Below are 18,710 nucleotides of genomic sequence, written 5' to 3'. Positions count from 1 at the left end.
AAGGCTGGATCCATGGCTGATGGACGAACGTTTGTGATCGTCGGCGCGAGCCTGGCGGGCGCGAAGGCCGCCGAGACGCTGCGCGCCGAGGGTTTCGACGGCAGGGTGATCCTGATCGGCGAGGAGACCGAGCGCCCGTACGAGCGCCCGCCGCTGTCGAAGGCCCACCTGCAGGGCAAGGAGGGCGCCCGCGAGAAGGCGTTCGTGCACGCACCCGAGTGGTACGCCGAGCACGACGTCGACCTGCGCCTCGCCACCCGCGTCACCCACCTGGACCCGGCCGCGCACACGGTCACCCTCGACGGGGTGGACGAGCTGCGCTACGACAAGCTCCTGCTCACCACCGGCTCGCGGGTGCGCACCCTGGACGTCCCGGGCGCCGGCCTCGCGGGCGTGCGGTACCTACGCACCATCGACGAGTCCGACGCCCTGCTGGCCCACCTGCGCAGTGCTGTTCCGGGGGCTGGGCCAGCCAACGTCGTCATCATCGGCGCCGGCTGGATCGGCCTGGAGACCGCCGCCGCGGCCCGCCAGCACGGCGGCAACGTCACCGTCGTCGAGCAGGCCGACCTTCCGCTGCAGCGCGTCCTGGGCGACGAGGTCGCCACCATCTACGCCGACCTGCACCGCGCCCACGGCGTCGACTTCCGCTTCGGCTCCTCGGTCGCCGAGTTCCGCGGCACCGACGGCCGCCTCACCACCGTCGTCCTCACCGACGGCACCGAGCTGCCGGCCGACGTCGCGGTGGTCGGCGTGGGCATCCAGCCCAACACCGAGCTGGCCGTGGACGGCGGCCTCGCCGTCGAGAACGGCATCCTGGTCGGCGCCGACCTGAGCACCTCCGCCGAGGACATCTACGCCGCCGGCGACGTGGTCAACCTCGACCACCCCCGCCTCGGCCACCGCATCCGCGTCGAGCACTGGGCCAACGCCCTGAACGGCGGCAAGTACGCGGCCCGCGCGCTGCTCGGCGAGGACGTCGTCTTCGACCGCGTCCCGTACTTCTTCTCCGACCAGTACGACCTGGGCATGGAGTACTCCGGCTACGCCGCCCCGGGCGGGTACGACCGGGTGGTCTTCCGCGGCGACCCGTCCCTCAAGGACGGAAAGGCCCCGGAGTTCATCGCCTTCTGGGTGAAGGACGGCCGCGTGCTGGCCGGCATGAACGCCAACGTCTGGGACGTCACCGACGACATCCAGAACCTCGTCCGCGCCGGCTTCGACGGCACCGCCGTCGACCTGGCCCGCCTGGCCGACCCCGGCGTCCCCCTGGCCGACCTCCTCCCCTGAGCCGGGTCTCCCCCTGGGCCGCCCACCGGCCCAGGGATTGGGTCCCGGTCTGGGTCTTTGGGCCCAGGATCGCGGGCCGGGCCGTCGCTAGCGTCGCGGTGGTGGGGGCGCACCGCCTCCCTCGCCCCCGCCACCTTGGCGGCGGTCTATCAACGGGAGACTCGATGAGAACCCTTCGACGCCTGCCCCGCTCGCGCCGCTTCACGCTGGCCGGCATCGCGGTCGCCGTCGTCGCCCTGCTCGGCTGGTTCGCCACCGGGCCGCTGCACTCGGCCACGGCCGACGAGAAGCCGCTGTCGCAGGGCAAGCCGGCCACGGCCTCCTCCACGGAGGGGCGCGGCTACCCGGCCTCGGCCGCGGTCGACGGGGACGCCGGCACGCGGTGGTCCAGCGCGTTCGCCGACCCGCAGTGGCTGCAGGTCGACCTCGGGGCGCCGGCCACCCTCGGCCGCGTGGTGCTGAACTGGGAGCGGGCCTACGCGACCGCGTTCACGCTGCAGATCTCCTCCGACGCCACGACGTGGACGCAGGTGTACGCCACCCAGTCCGGCACCGGCGGCAAGCAGACGATCCCGGTGGCCGGCACCGCCCGCTACGTGCGGCTGACCGGCACGGCCCGGGCCACCGGCTACGGCTACTCGCTGTGGGAGTTCCAGGTCTTCGGCACCTCCTCGGCGCCCGCGACCGCGACGGTCAACCCGCCGGCCTCGCCGAGCGGCGCCGGGCCGTCGAGCGCGGGACCGGTCCCGACCGGGTCGGCCGCCGCCGGTTGGATCATGGCGCCCAACCCCGTCACGAACGTCAAGCCTTCCCACGAGGTACCGCCGAACAAGGGCGGTTTCCACGAGTTCCAGGCGAACTGCTCGGTGAGCCGGACCAACCTCGGCGACGACCCGATCGTGTTCCCGAACCTGCCGGGCGCCTCGCACCTGCACACGTTCATGGGCAACACGACGACCAACGCGGCGACGACAATCGACTCGCTGACCAAGGGGCAGACCACCTGCAAGGCCAAGGGTGACCTGTCCGCGTACTGGATGCCGACCCTGCTCAACGGCGACGTCGCGGTGAACCCGGAGGGCCCGCAGGTCATCTACTACAAGACCGGCGTCACCGACTACCGCAGCGTCCGGCCGTTCCCGAAGGGCCTACGCTTCGTGGTCGGCAACGCGAAGAACACCGACGCCGACAAGTTCCTCGCCGCGACCGAGAAGGGCTTCGAGTGCGGCGACAGCTACGAGAACAAGGACATCCCGAAGTCCTGCCCGACCGATCGCAGCGTGAAGCTCAACATCCGCTACCAGGCGCCGAGCTGCTGGGACGGGCTGCACCTCGACTCGCCGGACCACCAGAGCCACATGGCGTACCCGATCGACAGCCACAGCGCGGCGGGCATGGTGTGCCCGGACGACCACCCGGTCGCCGTGCCGAAGCTCGAGTTCAAGATGGCGTGGCCGGTCAACGGTGACATGTCGAAGGTGCACTTCTCCAGCGGTGCCGGCCCGACCTTCCACTACGACTTCATCAACGCCTGGGACGACCGGACCCTGGCCGCGATGATCAACGGGTGCATCGTGGCGGCCCGGCAGTGCGACGCCCAGGGCCACGACGGCCGCGACGACCAGCAGCCCGCGCCGTACGTGCTCAACAACGACTACCTGCTCCCCTGACCCGCCCCGTTCCCGGTGGGCGCCGCGTTCCTCGCGGCGCCCACCCTGGCGTATGGTGCGCCCGTGGGTGAGCGGCAGTGGATCGGGCTGACCGCACTGGCCATCGGCATCGCGGCGGCGACCGTGGCCGTGCCCCCGCTCATCGCCCCTAAGCACAAGGATCCGGCGCCCTCGGCGGGCCCCTCCCCGTCCCCGTCCCCGTTCCGCTCCGGCGGCGCCGCGCTGGCCAGCGCCCCGGCGGCGAGCTTCGCCCCGATCCACATCCAGGCCGAGGACCCGGGCAACGAGCTCACCGGCGGCGCCTCGGCCGTCGCGTGCGGCACCTGCCGGGGCGGCAAGCGGGTCCGGTACCTGTGCGCCGAGTGCCGGCTGGTCGTGCGGACCGTCCTGCCGGTCGCCGGGCCGCGGGAGATCACGGTGTACTACGAGGCCGACGGCCACCGCAAGCTCAAGGTCAGCATCAACGGCGGCCCGGCCCGCACCTTCGACGTGGACGGCCCGGCGTGGACGGCGCCGCAGTCGTTCCGCTTCACCGCCGACCTCCCGGCCGGCGAGCTGCGGCTGGCCCTCTACAACGACGAGTCCCCGGCGCCGGACCTCGACGAGGTCATGATCGCCTGATTAGGCGCGGCTGAAATTCGGCTTAAGCGCCGGGCCGCGCTTCGCCGCCTCGCCCGCCGATCGGTAGCGTTCCGGGAATGAGTACCGACCGCGAGGTGGCCGCGGCGGCGCTCGCCCGGGCGGTGCTCATCGGCCGCGCGGCGGCGACGATGTGCGCGGCGGCCGCCGGCCTGCTGCTCGTCGAGGACCGCTGGCGGATTGTCGCGGTGCTCGCCCTGGTCGCGCTCCTCACGGCCGCGCAGGTCGGGGCCCTGGCCCGGTGGCCGCGCCTGGTCGCGCGGCCGCTCGCGGTGATCGCCGCCGATTTCCTGCCCGTGTTCGCGGTACTGGCCGTCAGCCACGGCGGCATCGCCTACTTCTGCTACGCCGCCGGCGCGGGCGCCCTGGCCGGCGTGGTCCTCGGCCTGCGCGCGCTGCCGGTGTGGGCCGTGCACGCCGCGATGGGCTTCGCGGTCGTAGCCGAGGTCCTGCGCGAGAGCGAGCCCCCGGCCGACATCTCCGCGTTCGTCGCCCCGCTGCCGATGGCCGGCGCCCTGGCCGGCATCGGCGCCGCCATGGCCACCGCCGCCCTGACCCGCCACCTGGAGCTCTCCCGCAGCCTGGTCGCCGCCGCCCAGCGCACGGCCGCCGCCGAGGAGCGCGCGCGGCTGGCCCGCGAGCTGCACGACTCGGTCGCCAAGACCCTGCGGGGTGTCTCGCTGGCCGCGCTCGCCCTGCCCTCCTCCCTGCGCCGCCAGCCAGCCCTGGCCGAGCACCTGGCCGGCACGGTCGCCGCGGGCGCCAAGGCGGCCGCCCGCCAGGCCCGCGAGCTGCTGCGGGAGATGCGCCTGGACGTGCCGGACCGCGACCTGGCCGCGGCCGTCGCCGAGATCTGCGCCGCGTGGAGCGCCCGCACCGGCATCCCGGCCCACACCGACCTGACCCCGGTCGACCCGCCCGTCGCGGTGGGCTACGAGCTGGCCCGCATCCTGCGCGAGGCCCTCGCCAACACGGCCCGGCACTCGTACGCCGGCCGCGTCCACGTCCGCCTAGCCCCCGCCCGCCAGGGCGTGACCCTGGAGATCTCCGACGACGGGGTGGGCTTCGCCGTGCCCGGCGACCTGTCCCGCCTGCAGTCGGCGGGCCACTTCGGCATCGTCGGAATGGCCGAGCGCGCCCGCACGGCCGGCGGGCAGCTGTACATCGACTCGGCCCCCAGCGCCGGGACCACCATCACGGTCCGCGCCCCGCTGCACGCGGTCGTGGCCGCCCCGTGATCAGGGTGCTCGTGGTGGACGACAACCCGATCGTCCGCGGTGCGCTGCTCGGCATCCTGGCGGGCGACCCGGGCGTGGAGATCCTGGCCGAGGCGGCCAACGGCCGCGAGGGCCTGCATGCCGCCCGCCGCCTGCGCCCCACCGTGACGCTGCTCGACCACCGCATGCCCATCGCCGACGGGCTGTCGGTGATCGGCACGCTCGCGCAGTACACCTCGGTGCTCGTCATGACCAGCGACGACGACCCTCAGCTGATCTCGGACATGCTGCGGCAGGGCGCCCGCGGCTATCTCGTGCACGGCGAGTTCGAGCCGCCGGAGCTGCTGCGGGCGGTCCACGCGGTGGCGTCCGGCCGCGGCTGGCTCTCCCCCATCGCCGCCTCGGTCGCCGCCTCGATGCTGCGCGACCAGCACCAGGCCCGGGCCCGCCACGCGGCCCGCCCCCGGTTCGGCCTGACCGACCGCGAGGAGGACGTGATGACCCTGCTCTGCCAGGGCCTGTCCAACGCCTCCATCGCCCACCGCCTGCGCCTGACCGAGAAGACGGTCAAGAACCACCTGAACCACGTCTTCGCCAAGCTGGGCGTCCGCAGCCGCACGGAGGCCGTGATCCGCTGGACCTCCCAGCTCGGCTGAGCGCCGCGGCGCGATCCGCTCGGCTGCGGCCAGGGACCCGGTGTCAGGCGGCCTTGCGCGGGGAGTTGCCGGCGTGGGCCTGGCCCTCGATCAGGCGCAGCCGGGCCGGGGCGGGCGCGGGCGCGGCCGGCTCCTCGTCCAGCCCGGGCGGGCGGCCCCAGCGCCAGGGCGGCCCCTGGCGGCCGGCGGGCGGGCGGCCCGGGTCGAGGCCGGGCCGGGAAAGGGCTACGACGATCGCGTACCCGGCCAGCACGAACAGGTGGCTCACCAGCCGGGTCGTCTCCACGGTCCCGGCCAGCAGGTCGCTGGTGCTCAGCAGGGCCAGCAGCGCGACGAAGGCGGTCAGCATCGGCAGCGCGCCGGCCGGCGTGGCCCGCCGGGTCGCGATCCAGGCGAAGCCGGCCCCGATGGCCACGTTCCAGGCCGCCGACTCGTGGAAGACGTGGCCGGAGTTGTGCACGTGGGCCGTCGTCGCCGCGGTGGCGGCCTGGGCGATGCCGAGCACGAACTGGGCCGCCCCGAACACGCCGAGCAGGACCCGCAGCACCAGGACCAGGCGCTTCTTCGCGGCGGTCCCGGAGCGCTTCTGCTTCTCGGCGCTGAAGCCGGCCAGCAGCGCCTCCACCGGGGGCGGCGTGCCGAGCACCGGCTGCAGCCGCACGAGCCGGGTCACGGCCCGGGCCTCGCGCTCCCACTCCCGGCAGCCCGCGCAGCCCGCCAGGTGGGCGTCGACGAGCGCGGGCTCGATCGGTTCGTCCTCGCCGTCGATCCGGGCCGACAGCGCCTCTCGGAACAGCGCACACTCCACGGTTGGATTGTCGCCGCTCATGCCCGGTTGGTTCCAACCCGCCGCCGCGATCCGGCGGCGACGTAGGGTCACATCCATGGGGATGATGGGGTACACGACCTTCGGCGTGCTCTCCGGGAAGTACGACACGGGTCGCCCCGACACCGCGCGCCTGGACCGTGACTCGATCAGCGAGCGGGACATGAGCGTGGCCCGGGAGGTGCACGCGGTCGCCGGCGAGCTGGGCGCCACCTCGGCCCAGGTCGCGCTGGCCTGGACCCGGCGGCGCCGCGGAGTGCTGCCCATCCTGGGCGCGCGCTCCGAGGCGCAGATCCGCGACAACCTCGGCTGCCTCGACGTGGACCTGCCGGACGAGCTGGCCAAGCGCCTGGAGGACGCGACCGGGTTCGCCGCCGGGTTCCCGTCGGACTTCATCGAGCAGACCGCGCCGTGGGTGCTGGGGGCCGCCGCGCTGTAGTCAGGACCCCGTGCGCCGCAGCAGGTACGTATCCATGACCCAGCCCTTGCGGGCCCGGGCCTCGGCGCGCACCCGCTCGATCTCGTCGATCACCTCGCCCAGCCGCCCGGCGACGAGGATCTCGTCGGGGGTGCCGAGGTAGGCGCCCCAGTAGATGTCGATGGGCTGGTCGCGGTACACCTGGCAGGAAAGGCCGGCGTCCAGCATGACCACCACGTCGTCGCAGCCCTCCGGCCAGCCCGCGGCCAGGCGTCGGCCGGTGGTGATGTGCACCGGGCCGGCGACCCGGTTGAGCGTCACCCTGTGCCGGGCGGTGAGGATCTGCACGCTGCTGATCCCGGGGATGACCTCGAAGGCGACGTCGTGCCCGGCCGCCCGGATGGTCTCCAGCACGCGGATGGTGCCGTCGTACAGCGCCGGGTCGCCCCACGCCAGGATGCCCCCGGTGCCGCCGTCGGGCAGTTCGCGCTCGATCGCCTCGGCCAGCAGCCGGGCCCGCTCGTCCCGCCAGTCCCGCACCGCCCCGGCGTAGTCGGCGGCCTGCCGGTCGCGGGGCGGGTCGGGGATGACCACGGTGCGGTACTCGCCGGTGACGTACCGCGCCAGCAGCGCCCGGCGGGCCTCGGTCAGCTCCGCGGCGGCCTCGCCCTTGTCAAGCACGAAGAAGGCGTCGGCGGCGTTCATCGCGTTGATCGCCTGGACCGTGACCTGCTCCGGGTCCCCGGCCCCTACTCCAATGATCAACACGGTGCGCATGACTAAGCAGGATAGGCCCGGGTCTCGGCCGCCTTCACCGCCGCCCACACCTCGCGCCCGGGGGTCAGCTCCAGGTGGGCCGCCGCGGCCGGGGTCACGTCGGCCGCGGCCGGCAGCGCGCCGTCGAGCCGGATGCGCAGGTTGTCGCCGTGCCGCTGGATCGCGGCGATCGTGGCCGGCCAGGCGTTGCGCGGGCTGCCGTCGGGCCGGGCCGGGTGCAGCGCCACCGCGGACGGCGGGAACGCCACGAACGCGTCGCCGTGCAGCGCGTCGGCGGCGGTGAGCGCGACCCCGCCGACCTCGACGGTGTGCCCGTCGGCGCGGCCGCGGTACAGGTTGAGCCCGACCAGCCGGGCCACGTACTCGGTGCGCGGCCGCGCGGTGATCTCGGCGGCGTCGCCCTCCTGCACCACGCCGCCCTGCTCCAGGATCACCAGCCGGTCGGCGAGCACCAGCGCGTCGAGCGGGTCGTGGGTCACGATCAGCGTGGCGCCCGGGTGCTCGGTGAGGTGCCGCTGCAGCTCGGCCCGGGTGTCCGCGCGCGTGCCGGCGTCCAGCGCGGCGAGGGGCTCGTCGAGGAGCAACAGGCGCGGTTGTACGGCGAGAGCCCGGGCCAGCGCCACCCGCTGGGCCTGCCCGCCGGAGAGCTGGCGGGGCTTGCGCTTGGCGAGGTCGGCCAGCCCGACGCGGCCCAGCCAGGCCTGCGCCTCGGCCCGGGCGGCGCGCCGGTCGGCGCCCTTCCGGCGGGGCCCGAAGGCGACGTTGTCCAGCGCGCTGAGGTGCGGGAACAGCAGGTAGTCCTGGAACACCACGCCGATGCGCCGGCGCTCCGGCGGCGTCCAGACCCCTGCGGCGGGCCGGTCGAGGTCGCCGCCGTCGAGCGTGATGTGGCCCTCGGTGAGCGCGGTGAGCCCGGCGAGCGCCCGCAGCGCGGTCGTCTTCCCGGCGCCGTTGGGCCCGAGCAGCGCCACGACCTCCCCGGCGCCGATCGCGAACCGGGCGTCGAGCCTGAACGTCCCCCGCTCGACGACGAGGTGCGCTTCGAGGAAGGTCATGCCGTGATCCACCGATCCCGCAGCGAGGCCAGGATCGCGACGGACACGGCCAGGAGGATGAGGCTCAGCACGATCGCCGCCTGCAGGTCGGTTTCGAGGGCGAGGTACACCTCGAGCGGCATCGTCCTCGTCCGGCCCGGGAAGCTGCCGGCGAACGTGATCGTCGCCCCGAACTCGCCGAGCGCCCGCGCCCAGCACAGCACGCCGCCGGCCGCGATGCCGGGCGCCACCAGCGGCAGCGTGACGTGCGTGAACGTGGTCCACCGCCCGGCACCGAGCGTCGCCGCGGCCTCCTCGTAGCGGCTGTCGGCCCCGCGCAGCGCCCCCTCGACCGCGATGACCAGGAACGGCATCGCCACGAACGCCTCGGCCAGCACGACCGCGGTCGTGGTGAACGGCAGCGTGATCCCGAAGGTCTGGTCCAGCCACTCCCCGAGCAGCCCGCGCCGGCCGAACACCAGCAGCAGCGCCACGCCGCCGACCACCGGCGGCAGCACCAGCGGCACGGTGACCAGCGCCCGCACCAGCCGCCGCCCGGGAAAGTCGACCCGGGCCAGCAGCCAGGCCAGCGGTACCCCGAGCACCAGGCACACCAGCGTCGCCAGCGTTGCGCACACCATCGACAGCCGCAGCGCGGTGAGCACGCCCGGCTGCGCCAGCCGCTGCGGCAGCGTCGTCCACGGCGCGCGGATCAGCAGCCCCGCCAGCGGCAGGACGAGAAACGCCAGGCCGAGCCCGGCGGGCACCAGCAGCGCGGCCGGTACCCGCCGGGACCGGTCACGGCGCCTGGAAGCCGGCATCCGACAGCACGGTCTTGCCCTTGTCCGACAGCACGTACTCGACGAAGGCCTTCGCCCCGCTCGCGTTGGGCGCGCTCTTCAGCACGACGATCGGGTACTCGTTGATCGCCCCCGACGACTCGGGGAACTCGACCCCTTCGACGTCGCTCGCGGCGGACTTGGCGTCGGTGCGGTACACCAGCGCCGCGTCCACCTCGCCGAGCTTCACCTTCGACAGCGCCGCCTTGACGTCCTGCTCCAGCGTGACCGGCGTGAGCTTGACCCCGGCCGAGTCGAGCGCCTTCTTGGCCGCCGCGCCGCACGGCACCTGCTCCGCGCACAGCGCCACCTTCACGCCGGGCTTGGTGAGGTCGGCCAGCCCCTTGACGCCCTTCGGGTTCCCCTTGGGCACCGCGATGACCAGCTGGTTCTTCACGAAGGTGGTCGGCGACCCGGACCCGTTGCCGGCGTCGGTGACGGTCTTCATGTTGGCCGGGGCCGCCGAGGCGAACACGTCGGCCGGCGCGCCCTGGTTGATCTGGGTCGCCAGCTGCGAGCTGCCGGCGTAGTTGAACGTCACCTTCGCCCCGGGGTTCGCCGCCTCGAAGTCCTTGCCGATCTTGTTGAAGGACTCGGTGAGCGAGGCCGCCGCGAACACGGTGACGGTCCCGGTCACGCCCGTGGCCCCGCCGCTCGCGGCCGGGGTGCTCGTGCTCGACGGCTCGTCGTTGCCGCACCCGGCCAGCCCGACCGTAACGGCCAGGAGCGCCGCCAGCGCCACCCGCTTCATATGGTCCTCCCCTTGTCTACTTTGTCTGCTTGTCCGCGCGCTCGACCACGACGGTGGTCGACTTGATCACCGCCACCGCGACCGAGCCGACCTGCAGGTCCAGCTCGTCGGCGGCCTCGCGGCTCATGAGCGACACGATCCGGAACGGCCCGGCCTGGATGTCCACCTGCGCCATCACCGTGTCCTTGACCACCGCGGTGACGATCCCCCGCAGCCGGTTGCGCGCCGAGGACCCTTCCAGGCCCTCGACCTCCGCGGCCCGCTCACGCGCGAACCCCGCGAGATCCGCCCCGTCGATGACCCGGTGCCCGTGCTCGTCCCGCCCGGCCGGCAGCCGCCCGCCGTCCACCCAGCGCCGCAACGTGTCGGCGCTGATCCCGAGCAGCTCGGCCGCCTCCCCGATGCGAAAGTTGGTCATGGCCGAAAGCCTAGCCCCTGCAGTTGCGGGGATAAATCGCCGATAGGTCTCGCATCTGCCCAAGGAAAGGCGCCTGGGGCATGATAGGGGGCATGGCACAGCGGTGGCCCGAGGTCCTGAGCCTGCTCGCCGGCGCGGCCGGGCGGGCCGGCGGCCCGGCCCGCATCGTGGTCGACGGGCCGGACCCTTCGGTCGTGGCGGAGACGACGGCCCGCCTCGCCTCGGCGCTGCGCACGCGGCCCAGCGCCCCCGACACCATCACCATCGACGGCAGCGGCACCCCCGTCGAGCTGACGATCTGGCTCCGCACGTCCCGGACGTCCCCCACCGCCGACTCGGCCGACATCGTGGTCGACGTGCACGACCGCGACTGGCCCGTGGTCCGCCACGTGAACCCGGCCCTGCTGGACCACGCCAGCTGGTATCTGCGCGAGTCCCGCGCCTTCTTCGGCATCCGGGCCGCGACCTGGGACGCCAAGTTCGGCGACGACGCCCCCGCCTACGCCGCGGCCGTGCGCCGAGCCGCCATTCCCCCCGGCTCGACGGTCCTGGACGTCGGCTGCGGCACCGGGCGCGCCCTGCTCCCGTTGCGCGAGGCGGTGGGCCCGACCGGCCGCGTGCTGGGCCTGGACCACACCCCGCAGATGCTGGAGGTCGCCCGCAAGCACGGCGAGCCGCTCCTCATGGCCGACGCCCGCCGCCTGCCCTTCGCCGCGTCCACCCTGGACGCCGTCTTCGCCGCCGGCCTGATCATGCACCTGCCCAGCGCCGCGGACGGCCTGCGCGAGCTGGCCCGGGCCACGGCCGAGGCCGGCCGCCTGATCCTGTTCCACCCGACGGGCCGGGCCGCCCTCGCCGCCCGCCACGGCCGCACCCTGCACCCCGACGACCCGCTGTCCCGCCACCGGCTCGAGGCGTTGTGCGCGGCCACGGGCTGGGCCCTGACCGATTACGACGACGGCGGGGCGGTCTTCTTCGCCCTGGCCCGCCGGACCGGGTGACCGTCGGCCGGGTGCGTCTTCTTCGCCCGGCCTGCCGGACCGGGTGACCGTCGGCCGGGTGCGTCTTCTTCGCCCTGGCGCGCCGGACCGGGTGGCCGTCGGCCGGGTCGGTCAGACGGCGACCAGCAGACCGCGCCCGGACAGGAAGTCGCGGGCGTTGCGGGCGTCGGGCTCCGGCAGCAGGGTCCAGGGCAGGACCAGCACGCCGGTGCCCTTCACGATCACGACCCAGAACTCGCCGTTGTCCTCGACCCGCTCCACGCTGGACCACCGGTAGGTGGCGCGCAGGCTCGGGGTGCGGACGCGGGCCGCCTCGTCGGTCAGCTCGTACGTCGCGGTCTCGACGAAGACGCCCGTGCGGGCCTTGGCCGCGGCGCGGGTCAGGACCCACGGGCCGACCAGCAGGGTCACGCCCGGGGCGAGCAGGACGCCGGCGCCGACCGGGGTGCCCATGGCGAACGCGCTCAGGCCCGCCGCGGCCAGCCCACCGCCGACCAGGCGCCATGAACGCAGGCTGCCACGCATGCGGGCCTTCACCGACCTGCGGGTGCGGCCGCGGTCCGGCTGGACCGTCAGGCTGATGTGCATCGCCCCCCGTTCATCGATTGCTGCCGCGACAGTACGCCATCGCCGATCACTCCTCCGCGCGGCACCCGAGCCCGGGGAACGAGGACGATGGCGTGCCGCGGTGGGGAATCCCGGGCGCACGCCGCCGGGCCGCAGATCGACGCCGAGCGCTCAGATCCCGTCCGCCGGGGAGCCGACGGTCCAGTAGACCTGGTTGTAGTCCTGCAGCTCCAGCCGATCGTCCGCGGCGCGGTAGGTGGTCACGCCGCAGTTGGCCGGCGAGCCGCCCTCCGGCCACGACTGGGCCTGCGAGTAGCTCCAGCCCTCGAGCAGGAACCGGAAGCAGCGCAGCGTCCCGCCGTGGGTGACCACCATGATCTTCTGGCCGGCGTGGTCGCGGGCGATGGCGTTGAGGAACATGTGCACGCGGCCGGTCACGTCGGCCAGGCTCTCGCCGCCGGGCGGGCGGGCCATGAAGCCGCCGAAGGTCTGCCAGTACTCGTTCAGCCACGGGAACGCGGCCTCGGCCTCGGCGGTCGTCATGTCGTAGGCGAAGCCCGGGTCGCGCTCGCGGATGAACAGCTCCGTCTTGACCCGCATCCGCGAGCGCTCGACCTCGGGGTAGGCGTCGAGGATCGCCGCGGCGGTCTGCTCCGTGCGGGCGTAGCCGCTGGTGAACACGTAGTCGAAGGCGCCGAACCGCGAGCGGATGGCCTGGCCGGTCTGCGCGGCCTGCTTGCGCCCGTCCGGCGTGAGCTCGATGAGGTGGTCCGGCACGCCCCGCACGACCTGCCGGGCCGCGTCGTCGGCGAAGTACACGCTGCCCTTCTTGGCGATGTTGCGCGCGGACTCCGCGTGGCGGACCAGGACGAGCAGGGCGGGGGTCAAGGCGGTCACCTATGACTCGTACTGCTCCTGCGGCACCGGTATCAAGGTGACCTCGGACACCTCGATGTACGGGATCGCCTCGCCGTTCACCTGGTCCTGCAGCTCGCGGCTGCTGTACTTGCCGACGACCTGCAGCCACTGCTGGTCGGCCAGGCCGTCGGGCAGGTCCCCGCCCAGCGCCACCTTCACCGGCCGCGCGTCGGCCGCGCAGCAGCTCACCATCATCCGGGCCAGCAGCCACGAGTCCTGCGGGCCGCGCATCGCGAAGCCGGTGAGCTGGATGCGCCGCTCGCCGAGGGAAGCACCCCGGTCGAACACGGCCCGCGAGGCGTAGTCGAGCATCGGCAGCGCCAGCGGGTCCCCGGCCGGCAGCGGCGCGTACTCCGACCTCGCCGTCACCGCCGACCCCGACCGACCGGCCGCGTAGGAGCCCAGCGCCGGCGGCGCGAAGAGCAGCAGCCCGAGCACGGGGGCGAGCAGCAGCCAGGCCACCTTCGGGCCGCCGTGCGCGTGCCCGTGGCCGTCGTCGTGCTCCTGCGCGGCCGCGCCGCGCGCCCGCAGCTCGTACCACAGCGTGAAGCCGCCCGCGACGAGGAGGATGCCCCCGGCGACGACGAGATACGGCTGCAGCCCCGGCTTGACGTAGTTGAGGTACTGCCCGGTGAGCGACGCCCGCAGCACCGCCCCGCCGACGAGCAGCAGGATCACGGCCTGAGCCTGTTTGTTCACAGCAGCACCGGTCCCAGGAGCGCGGAGACGAGGATCGCCATCACGAAGGTGGCGGGGGCGAAGCGCAGCGCGAACCGCCGGCCGAAGATCCCGGCCTGCATCGCGAAGAGCTTCAGGTCGATCATCGGGCCGACGACCAGGAAGGCCAGCCGGGCGGTCATCGAGAACTGGGTGAGCGACGCGGCCACGAAGGCGTCGGCCTCCGAGCAGATCGACAGCAGCACCGCCAGCAGCCCGAGCACCAGGATGGCCAGCAACGGGTTGGCCGCCACGTGCTCCAGCCAGCTCTTGGGCACCACCACGGCAATGACCGCGGCCGACGCCGCCCCGATGACGAGGAAGCCGCCGGCGTGCAGCACGTCGTGGCGCACCGACGCCCAGAACGCCGGCCACTTGCCCATCCCGTCCAGGTGGGCCCGCGACGGTATGCGCAGCCAGCTGCCCTTGCCGAACGCCTGCCACAGCCAGCCCATGAGGCAGGCGACGACGAGGCTGGCCACGGCCCGGGCGATCACCACGCGGGGCTGACCGGGGAAGGCGACCGCGGTGGAGACCAGCACGACCGGGTTGACGGCGGGCGAGGCGAGCAGGAACGCGAACGCGGCGGCGGGCGTGACCCCACGGCTGACCAGCGCGCCGGCCACGGGCACCGACGCGCACTCGCAGCCGGGCAGCACGACGCCGGCGACGCCGGCCGTCGGCACGGCGAGCGCCGGGTGCCGCGGCAGCGCCTTGGCGAAGAAGGACGGCGGGACGAAGACGGCGATGATCGCGGAGAGCACGACGCCGAAGACGAGGAACGGGATCGCCTGGGTCAGCACGGAGACGAACACGGTGAGCCAGGTCTGCAGCGCCGGCGCGGCCAGCGAGCGCATGATCGGCCCGCGCAGCACGACCACGAGCACGAGCACGACGGCGAGCACCTCGACCGACCCGGGACGCCACCGTTTCTGCGGCGCGGCGGCCTCGGGAGGGGACTGGGGTGGGTGCTCGGTCAGCGTCACGCCCAGGAGGCTACCGCGTCGATTGGTACCGTCGGCATGAAGCGCGGACGAACACTTCGGAGGGTGAGCGATGTTCGACTCACAGGCGTGCGCCCTGGCCCACGGCGCGGTCGAGCTCGCGCCGGACGGCCGGGCGGTGGTAGCCGTCTTCGACTCCCCCGTCGCCACCCACCTGCTGCACTTCGCGGCGACGCTGGGCTACCGGGTCGCGCTGGCCGAGCCGGGCCTCGAAGGCCTGGACATCACGGCGAACACGGACATCGTGGTGACGGACCATGATCGCCCCGAGCTGGGCGAGGTCCTGCGGGACGCTCTCGCCACGCCGGCCCGCTGGATCGGCGTGATGGGCAGCCCGAGGCACCCGGCCCCGCACATCGAGGCCCTGCGCAGGCTCGACGTCGACGAGGCGGACATCGCGAGGGTCCACCGCCCGATCGGGCTCAACATCGGCTCCCGCACGCCCGCCGAGATCGCCCTGGCGACCCTCGCCGGGCTGGTCGCCGACAGAAACGACCGGCCCGGCGGGTTCAGCTTCGGATGATCAGCAACCCGGGAGGCGCTCGATCAGGTACCGCTCGACCTGGTCGATCGAGACCCGCTCCTGGGCCATCGAGTCGCGGTCGCGCACCGTCACCGCGTTGTCGTTGAGCGTGTCGAAGTCCACCGTCAGGCAGAACGGGGTGCCGATCTCGTCCTGGCGGCGGTACCGCCGGCCGATACCCTGGGCGTCGTCGAAGTCCACCGTCCAGCGCTTGCGCAGCTGCGCGGCGAGGTCGCGGGCCTTCGGCGAGAGGTCGGCGTTGCGCGACAGGGGCAGTACGGCCGCCTTGACCGGGGCGAGCCGCTTGTCGAACCGCATGACCGTGCGCGTGTCCACCGAGCCGCTGGTGTTCGGCGCCTCGTCCTCGTCGTACGCCTCGAGCAGGAAGGCGAGCACCGCGCGGGTCAGGCCGGCCGCCGGCTCGATGACGTAGGGGACCCAGCGCTCCTTCTTCTCCTGGTCGAAGTACGACAGGTCGACGCCGGAGTGCTTGGAGTGCGTGGTCAGGTCGAAGTCGGTCCTGTTGGCGATGCCCTCGAGCTCGGAGAACTCCTGGCCACCGAAGCGGAAGCGGTACTCGATGTCGACCGTGCGCTTCGAGTAGTGGGAGAGCTTCTCCTTCGGGTGCTCGTAGTAGCGCAGGTTGTCCGTGGAGATGCCGAGGTCGATGTACCAGTTCCAGCGCTCCTGCAGCCAGTACTCGTGCCACTGCTCGTCGCTGCCGGGCTCGACGAAGAACTCCATCTCCATCTGCTCGAACTCGCGGGTCCGGAAGATGAAGTTGCCCGGGGTGATCTCGTTGCGGAAGCTCTTGCCGACCTGCGCGATGCCGAACGGCGGCTTCTTGCGGGCGGCGCCGGCGACGTTGTTGTAGTTGACGAAGATGCCCTGGGCGGTCTCGGGGCGCAGGTAGTGCAGGCCCTCGTCGTTCTCGACGGCGCCCAGGTAGGTCTTCATGAGGCCGTTGAACATGCGCGGCTCGCTGAAGGTGCCCTTGTTGCCGCAGTTCGGGCAGTTGATGTCGCCGAGCACGAAGGGCTTGCCCGCGCCGTGCTTCTCGACCCAGGCCTCCTCGAGGTGGTCGGCGCGGAAGCGCTTGTGGCAGGAGGCGCACTCGGTCAGCGGGTCGACGAACGCGTCGACGTGGCCGGAGGCGACCCACACGTCGCGGGCGAGGATGACGGCCGAGTCGAGGCCGACGATGTCGTCGCGCTGCTGGACCATCGTCTTCCACCACTGGCGGCGGACGTTGTCCTTGAGCTCCACACCGAGTGGGCCGTAGTCCCAGGCCGAGCGCGTGCCCCCGTAGATCTCGCTCGACGGGAAGACAAAGCCGCGGCGCTTCGCGAGGCTGACGACGGAATCGATGCGATCTGCGGCCATGGTTCCTCCTCGGCCTCACGGCGACTGGCTGTCGGCAAGGCAGGTTGTCGGGGTTTGTCCAAATAGGGAAAATGCGGCAAACCGTCAAACGTCACCATCGACGGTACGGTTACGCCGGGGCGAGCCGCACCAGATTAACCGTCCGGGTCGCCCGGCCCGCCGCGCGGTCGGGCTAATCGATCCCGCCGCAGATCTCGAAGCGGCTGCCGGACTGTTCCATGATGTACTGCTGCGTCTCCCACCGGCCGCCGGTGTGCTCGATCTGCACGGCGACGGTGACCGAGTCGGCGATGGTCACGTCCTCGACGGAGACCCGGTAGTCGATCACCGGGTTGCTGCCGTAGTGGTCCTCGAACCAGCCGATGGAGTGGGTGCGCTGCTCCGGCGCGCACAGCTGCCTGCGGGCCTCGGCAAAGTTCTCGTCACGCACGGCGACCAGGTAAGTCTGGACCTCGGAGACGACCTGCTTCTTGGCGACGCCGTCCGCATACGGCACCAGGAGCACGACGCCGACCACCCCGCCGACGCAGCACAGCACGACGACGAGCGCGCCCACGACGAGGCTGATCCACAGTCCCCGCAGGTCGCGGTCGCGCGGCGGCGACGCGAACGGGGCGAGCACACCCGGGCCGCGCGGCGGTGGCGGCACCTCCCCGGGCGCCGGCCACTGCGGCTGGGGCGGCATCATGTGATCAGCCTATCCAACGTCAGGCGCGGTCACTCGCCGCGACCGTCAGCCCGCCGCCGGGTTCGCACTCGGCCAGCACCTCGAACGCCGACGGCTCGTCGAGCGCCTGGGCGAGCAGCGGCGTGGCGTGCACCTTCACGTCGAAGTTGGACAGCGCGCGGCGGTAGGAGCCGACCGACTCCCACTCGGTGACGATGCTCCAGTGCGCCGGGTCGTCGAAGGCCCGCCCGAGGCGGCCCCGAAGGTACCCTGGGCACGCCGCCAGGGCGGCCAGCGCGGCGTGCGCGCGCCCGACGAAAGCCTCATCGGCGGTATCGACGACGAACCTGGTCATCACGAGCATGCCGCCGAGCATACGGAAAGGACCCCGCCCCATGCCCGAGCGCGTGCTGATCCGGCTGGCCCGGCTCAACAAGACGCTGGTCTTCCTGGTCACAGCCGCGCTCGTGTTCCTCGGGCTGCTGCTGCCCGGCATCGTCGGCGCGGCGGTGCTGTCGGTGCTGGCCGCGGGGCTGGCGTGGCTGCAGTACGTGACGTGGTCCGTCACCCCGGCGGCGGGGCGGGTCCCCCGGATGCTCATTCTCGCACTCGTGGTGGCGGCCGCTATATACAAGGCAAGTTGACAACGATTCCCATTATCAGGCACGCTCGGAGTGTGGTTCTCCAGGTCGAACGGGCGGTCGTCGCCTACGATGGCCGGCCCGTCCTCGATGGGGTCTCGCTCAGCGTGCGGGCCGGCGAGGTGGTCGCCATCCTCGGCGCCAACGGCTCCGGCAAGTCCACCCTCGTCAAGGCGTCGATGGGGCTCGCCCCGCTGGCCGGCGGCGAGGTGCGGCTGTTCGGCACCCCGCTGCGGCGCTTCCGCGGCTGGCACCGCATCGGCTACGTGCCGCAGCGCGTCGGCGCCGGCAGCGGCGTGCCGGCCACGGTCGGCGAGGTGGTGGCCGAGGGCCGGCTGGCCCGGCGCGGCTTCCTGCGTCCCGCCTCCGGCGCCGACCGGCAGGCCGTCGAGGAGGCCCTGACCGCGGTCGGCCTCGCCGATCGCGCCCGCGAGCCGGTCTCCGTGCTCTCCGGCGGCCAGCAGCAGCGCGTGCTCATCGCCCGCGCCCTGGCCGGCGGCCCGGAGCTGCTGGTGCTGGACGAGCCCACCGCCGGCGTCGACGCGGTCAGCCAGGATCTCTTCGCCGACTGCCTGCGCCGGTTCGTGACCCAGGGCGGCACGGTCGTCTTCGTCGCGCACGAGCTGGGCCCGCTGCGGCCGCTGATCAGCCGGGCCGTCGTGGTCAGCCGGGGCGCGATCGTCCACGACGGCGCCCCGCCGGCGACCGACAACGACCACGTGCACCCGCACGCCGCGGCGGCCTGAGCGCGCCG

General features: G+C 73.3%; 23 protein-coding genes. 10 read left to right on the top strand and 13 right to left on the bottom strand.

Annotated features, from left to right (window positions below):
- Positions 1-12: 12 nt before the first annotated feature.
- The 5 genes from ABD352_RS23850 (at position 13) to ABD352_RS23830 (ending at position 5,472) form a co-directional block, all read left to right on the top strand.
- Positions 13-1,290, top strand: a complete 1,278-nt coding sequence (locus ABD352_RS23850) for an NAD(P)/FAD-dependent oxidoreductase (protein WP_344614686.1) — start codon at positions 13-15, stop codon at positions 1,288-1,290.
- A 164-nt stretch (positions 1,291-1,454) separates the two neighbouring features.
- Positions 1,455-2,960, top strand: coding sequence for a DUF1996 domain-containing protein (locus ABD352_RS23845; protein WP_344614685.1), 1,506 nt, complete (start codon positions 1,455-1,457; stop codon positions 2,958-2,960).
- Positions 2,961-3,023: 63 nt separating this feature from the next.
- Positions 3,024-3,581, top strand: coding sequence for a carbohydrate-binding protein (locus tag ABD352_RS23840; protein WP_344614684.1), 558 nt, complete (start codon positions 3,024-3,026; stop codon positions 3,579-3,581).
- A gap of 77 nt (positions 3,582-3,658) precedes the next feature.
- A complete protein-coding gene (locus ABD352_RS23835; protein WP_344614683.1) occupies positions 3,659-4,837 on the top strand; it encodes a sensor histidine kinase in 1,179 nt (392 codons plus the stop codon).
- Positions 4,834-5,472: a LuxR C-terminal-related transcriptional regulator gene (locus ABD352_RS23830; protein WP_344614682.1), complete on the top strand. Its 639-nt coding sequence runs from the start codon at positions 4,834-4,836 to the stop codon at positions 5,470-5,472. The genes ABD352_RS23835 and ABD352_RS23830 overlap by 4 nt, the downstream gene beginning before the upstream one ends.
- Before the next feature lie 43 nt (positions 5,473-5,515).
- Here the strand turns inward: ABD352_RS23830 and ABD352_RS23825 are convergent, their stop codons facing one another.
- Complete coding sequence (locus ABD352_RS23825; RefSeq protein WP_344614681.1) at positions 5,516-6,280, bottom strand: zf-HC2 domain-containing protein; 765 nt, start codon at positions 6,278-6,280, stop codon at positions 5,516-5,518.
- Positions 6,281-6,356: 76 nt separating this feature from the next.
- Between ABD352_RS23825 and ABD352_RS23820 the strand changes: the two genes are divergently transcribed.
- Entirely contained in the window at positions 6,357-6,737 is a 381-nt protein-coding gene (locus ABD352_RS23820; RefSeq protein WP_344614680.1) for an aldo/keto reductase, read from the top strand.
- Here the strand turns inward: ABD352_RS23820 and cobF are convergent, their stop codons facing one another.
- From cobF to ABD352_RS23795, 5 genes are read right to left on the bottom strand one after another with little or no spacing between them, the layout of a single operon-like run.
- Positions 6,738-7,493 carry a precorrin-6A synthase (deacetylating) gene (cobF, locus tag ABD352_RS23815; RefSeq protein ID WP_344614679.1) on the bottom strand — a complete coding sequence of 252 codons (756 nt, stop codon included), beginning with the start codon at positions 7,491-7,493 and terminating at the stop codon, positions 6,738-6,740. It abuts the gene before it with no gap.
- Between the two features lie 2 nt (positions 7,494-7,495).
- Positions 7,496-8,548 (bottom strand): ABC transporter ATP-binding protein, encoded by a 1,053-nt coding sequence (locus ABD352_RS23810; RefSeq protein WP_344614678.1) that lies wholly within the window; start codon positions 8,546-8,548, stop codon positions 7,496-7,498.
- Positions 8,545-9,348, bottom strand: coding sequence for an ABC transporter permease (locus tag ABD352_RS23805; RefSeq protein ID WP_344614677.1), 804 nt, complete (start codon positions 9,346-9,348; stop codon positions 8,545-8,547). Before ABD352_RS23805 ends, ABD352_RS23810 begins: the two co-directional genes overlap by 4 nt.
- On the bottom strand, positions 9,326-10,117 hold the full coding sequence (gene modA, locus ABD352_RS23800) for a molybdate ABC transporter substrate-binding protein (protein ID WP_344614676.1): 792 nt from the start codon (positions 10,115-10,117) through the stop codon (positions 9,326-9,328). Before modA ends, ABD352_RS23805 begins: the two co-directional genes overlap by 23 nt.
- A gap of 16 nt (positions 10,118-10,133) precedes the next feature.
- Positions 10,134-10,535 (bottom strand): TOBE domain-containing protein, encoded by a 402-nt coding sequence (locus tag ABD352_RS23795; RefSeq protein WP_344614675.1) that lies wholly within the window; start codon positions 10,533-10,535, stop codon positions 10,134-10,136.
- Positions 10,536-10,627: 92 nt separating this feature from the next.
- Between ABD352_RS23795 and ABD352_RS23790 the strand changes: the two genes are divergently transcribed.
- Positions 10,628-11,536, top strand: a complete 909-nt coding sequence (locus ABD352_RS23790; RefSeq protein ID WP_344614674.1) for a class I SAM-dependent methyltransferase — start codon at positions 10,628-10,630, stop codon at positions 11,534-11,536.
- A 111-nt stretch (positions 11,537-11,647) separates the two neighbouring features.
- Here the strand turns inward: ABD352_RS23790 and ABD352_RS23785 are convergent, their stop codons facing one another.
- The 4 genes from ABD352_RS23785 to ABD352_RS23770 form a co-directional block, all read right to left on the bottom strand.
- Positions 11,648-12,124 (bottom strand): YcxB family protein, encoded by a 477-nt coding sequence (locus ABD352_RS23785; RefSeq protein WP_344614673.1) that lies wholly within the window; start codon positions 12,122-12,124, stop codon positions 11,648-11,650.
- 150 nt (positions 12,125-12,274) lie between these two features.
- Positions 12,275-13,000: a histidine phosphatase family protein gene (locus ABD352_RS23780; RefSeq protein ID WP_344614672.1), complete on the bottom strand. Its 726-nt coding sequence runs from the start codon at positions 12,998-13,000 to the stop codon at positions 12,275-12,277.
- Complete coding sequence (locus tag ABD352_RS23775; RefSeq protein WP_344614671.1) at positions 13,001-13,720, bottom strand: TIGR03943 family putative permease subunit; 720 nt, start codon at positions 13,718-13,720, stop codon at positions 13,001-13,003.
- On the bottom strand, positions 13,717-14,724 hold the full coding sequence (locus ABD352_RS23770) for a permease (protein WP_425553618.1): 1,008 nt from the start codon (positions 14,722-14,724) through the stop codon (positions 13,717-13,719). The genes ABD352_RS23775 and ABD352_RS23770 overlap by 4 nt, the downstream gene beginning before the upstream one ends.
- Before the next feature lie 70 nt (positions 14,725-14,794).
- Here ABD352_RS23770 and ABD352_RS23765 point away from each other — a divergent pair, with 70 nt between their 5' ends.
- Positions 14,795-15,265, top strand: a complete 471-nt coding sequence (locus ABD352_RS23765; protein ID WP_344614670.1) for an XdhC family protein — start codon at positions 14,795-14,797, stop codon at positions 15,263-15,265.
- Here ABD352_RS23765 and ABD352_RS23760 read toward each other — a convergent pair whose 3' ends face one another.
- The 3 genes from ABD352_RS23760 to ABD352_RS23750 form a co-directional block, all read right to left on the bottom strand.
- Entirely contained in the window at positions 15,266-16,648 is a 1,383-nt protein-coding gene (locus ABD352_RS23760) for a glycine--tRNA ligase (protein ID WP_344614669.1), read from the bottom strand.
- A gap of 172 nt (positions 16,649-16,820) precedes the next feature.
- Entirely contained in the window at positions 16,821-17,336 is a 516-nt protein-coding gene (locus tag ABD352_RS23755; protein WP_344614668.1) for a hypothetical protein, read from the bottom strand.
- A 19-nt stretch (positions 17,337-17,355) separates the two neighbouring features.
- On the bottom strand, positions 17,356-17,679 hold the full coding sequence (locus tag ABD352_RS23750) for an antibiotic biosynthesis monooxygenase family protein (protein ID WP_344614667.1): 324 nt from the start codon (positions 17,677-17,679) through the stop codon (positions 17,356-17,358).
- A 31-nt stretch (positions 17,680-17,710) separates the two neighbouring features.
- Here ABD352_RS23750 and ABD352_RS23745 point away from each other — a divergent pair, with 31 nt between their 5' ends.
- Both ABD352_RS23745 and ABD352_RS23740 read left to right on the top strand, forming a co-directional pair.
- Complete coding sequence (locus ABD352_RS23745; RefSeq protein ID WP_344614666.1) at positions 17,711-17,959, top strand: DUF6703 family protein; 249 nt, start codon at positions 17,711-17,713, stop codon at positions 17,957-17,959.
- Between the two features lie 32 nt (positions 17,960-17,991).
- Positions 17,992-18,702 (top strand): metal ABC transporter ATP-binding protein, encoded by a 711-nt coding sequence (locus ABD352_RS23740; RefSeq protein ID WP_344614665.1) that lies wholly within the window; start codon positions 17,992-17,994, stop codon positions 18,700-18,702.
- Positions 18,703-18,710: the final 8 nt, after the last annotated feature.

This window comes from Dactylosporangium salmoneum (assembly GCF_039532525.1).
In the GTDB taxonomy this organism is placed as follows: domain Bacteria; phylum Actinomycetota; class Actinomycetes; order Mycobacteriales; family Micromonosporaceae; genus Dactylosporangium; species Dactylosporangium salmoneum.
Note: the sequence above shows the minus strand (reverse complement) of the source record. Positions and strands in the feature narration are given on the sequence as shown.

Coding starts and splice junctions, on each gene's coding strand:
- ABD352_RS23850 (WP_344614686.1), top strand. CDS start 13: ATGGCTGATGGACGAACGTTTGTGATCGTCGGCGCGAGCCTGGCGGGC.
- ABD352_RS23845 (WP_344614685.1), top strand. CDS start 1,455: ATGAGAACCCTTCGACGCCTGCCCCGCTCGCGCCGCTTCACGCTGGCC.
- ABD352_RS23835 (WP_344614683.1), top strand. CDS start 3,659: ATGAGTACCGACCGCGAGGTGGCCGCGGCGGCGCTCGCCCGGGCGGTG.
- ABD352_RS23820 (WP_344614680.1), top strand. CDS start 6,357: ATGGGGATGATGGGGTACACGACCTTCGGCGTGCTCTCCGGGAAGTAC.
- cobF (WP_344614679.1), bottom strand. CDS start 7,493: ATGCGCACCGTGTTGATCATTGGAGTAGGGGCCGGGGACCCGGAGCAG.
- ABD352_RS23810 (WP_344614678.1), bottom strand. CDS start 8,548: ATGACCTTCCTCGAAGCGCACCTCGTCGTCGAGCGGGGGACGTTCAGG.
- ABD352_RS23805 (WP_344614677.1), bottom strand. CDS start 9,348: ATGCCGGCTTCCAGGCGCCGTGACCGGTCCCGGCGGGTACCGGCCGCG.
- modA (WP_344614676.1), bottom strand. CDS start 10,117: ATGAAGCGGGTGGCGCTGGCGGCGCTCCTGGCCGTTACGGTCGGGCTG.
- ABD352_RS23795 (WP_344614675.1), bottom strand. CDS start 10,535: ATGACCAACTTTCGCATCGGGGAGGCGGCCGAGCTGCTCGGGATCAGC.
- ABD352_RS23790 (WP_344614674.1), top strand. CDS start 10,628: ATGGCACAGCGGTGGCCCGAGGTCCTGAGCCTGCTCGCCGGCGCGGCC.
- ABD352_RS23785 (WP_344614673.1), bottom strand. CDS start 12,124: ATGCACATCAGCCTGACGGTCCAGCCGGACCGCGGCCGCACCCGCAGG.
- ABD352_RS23765 (WP_344614670.1), top strand. CDS start 14,795: ATGTTCGACTCACAGGCGTGCGCCCTGGCCCACGGCGCGGTCGAGCTC.
- ABD352_RS23760 (WP_344614669.1), bottom strand. CDS start 16,648: ATGGCCGCAGATCGCATCGATTCCGTCGTCAGCCTCGCGAAGCGCCGC.
- ABD352_RS23755 (WP_344614668.1), bottom strand. CDS start 17,336: ATGATGCCGCCCCAGCCGCAGTGGCCGGCGCCCGGGGAGGTGCCGCCA.
- ABD352_RS23750 (WP_344614667.1), bottom strand. CDS start 17,679: ATGCTCGTGATGACCAGGTTCGTCGTCGATACCGCCGATGAGGCTTTC.
- ABD352_RS23745 (WP_344614666.1), top strand. CDS start 17,711: ATGCCCGAGCGCGTGCTGATCCGGCTGGCCCGGCTCAACAAGACGCTG.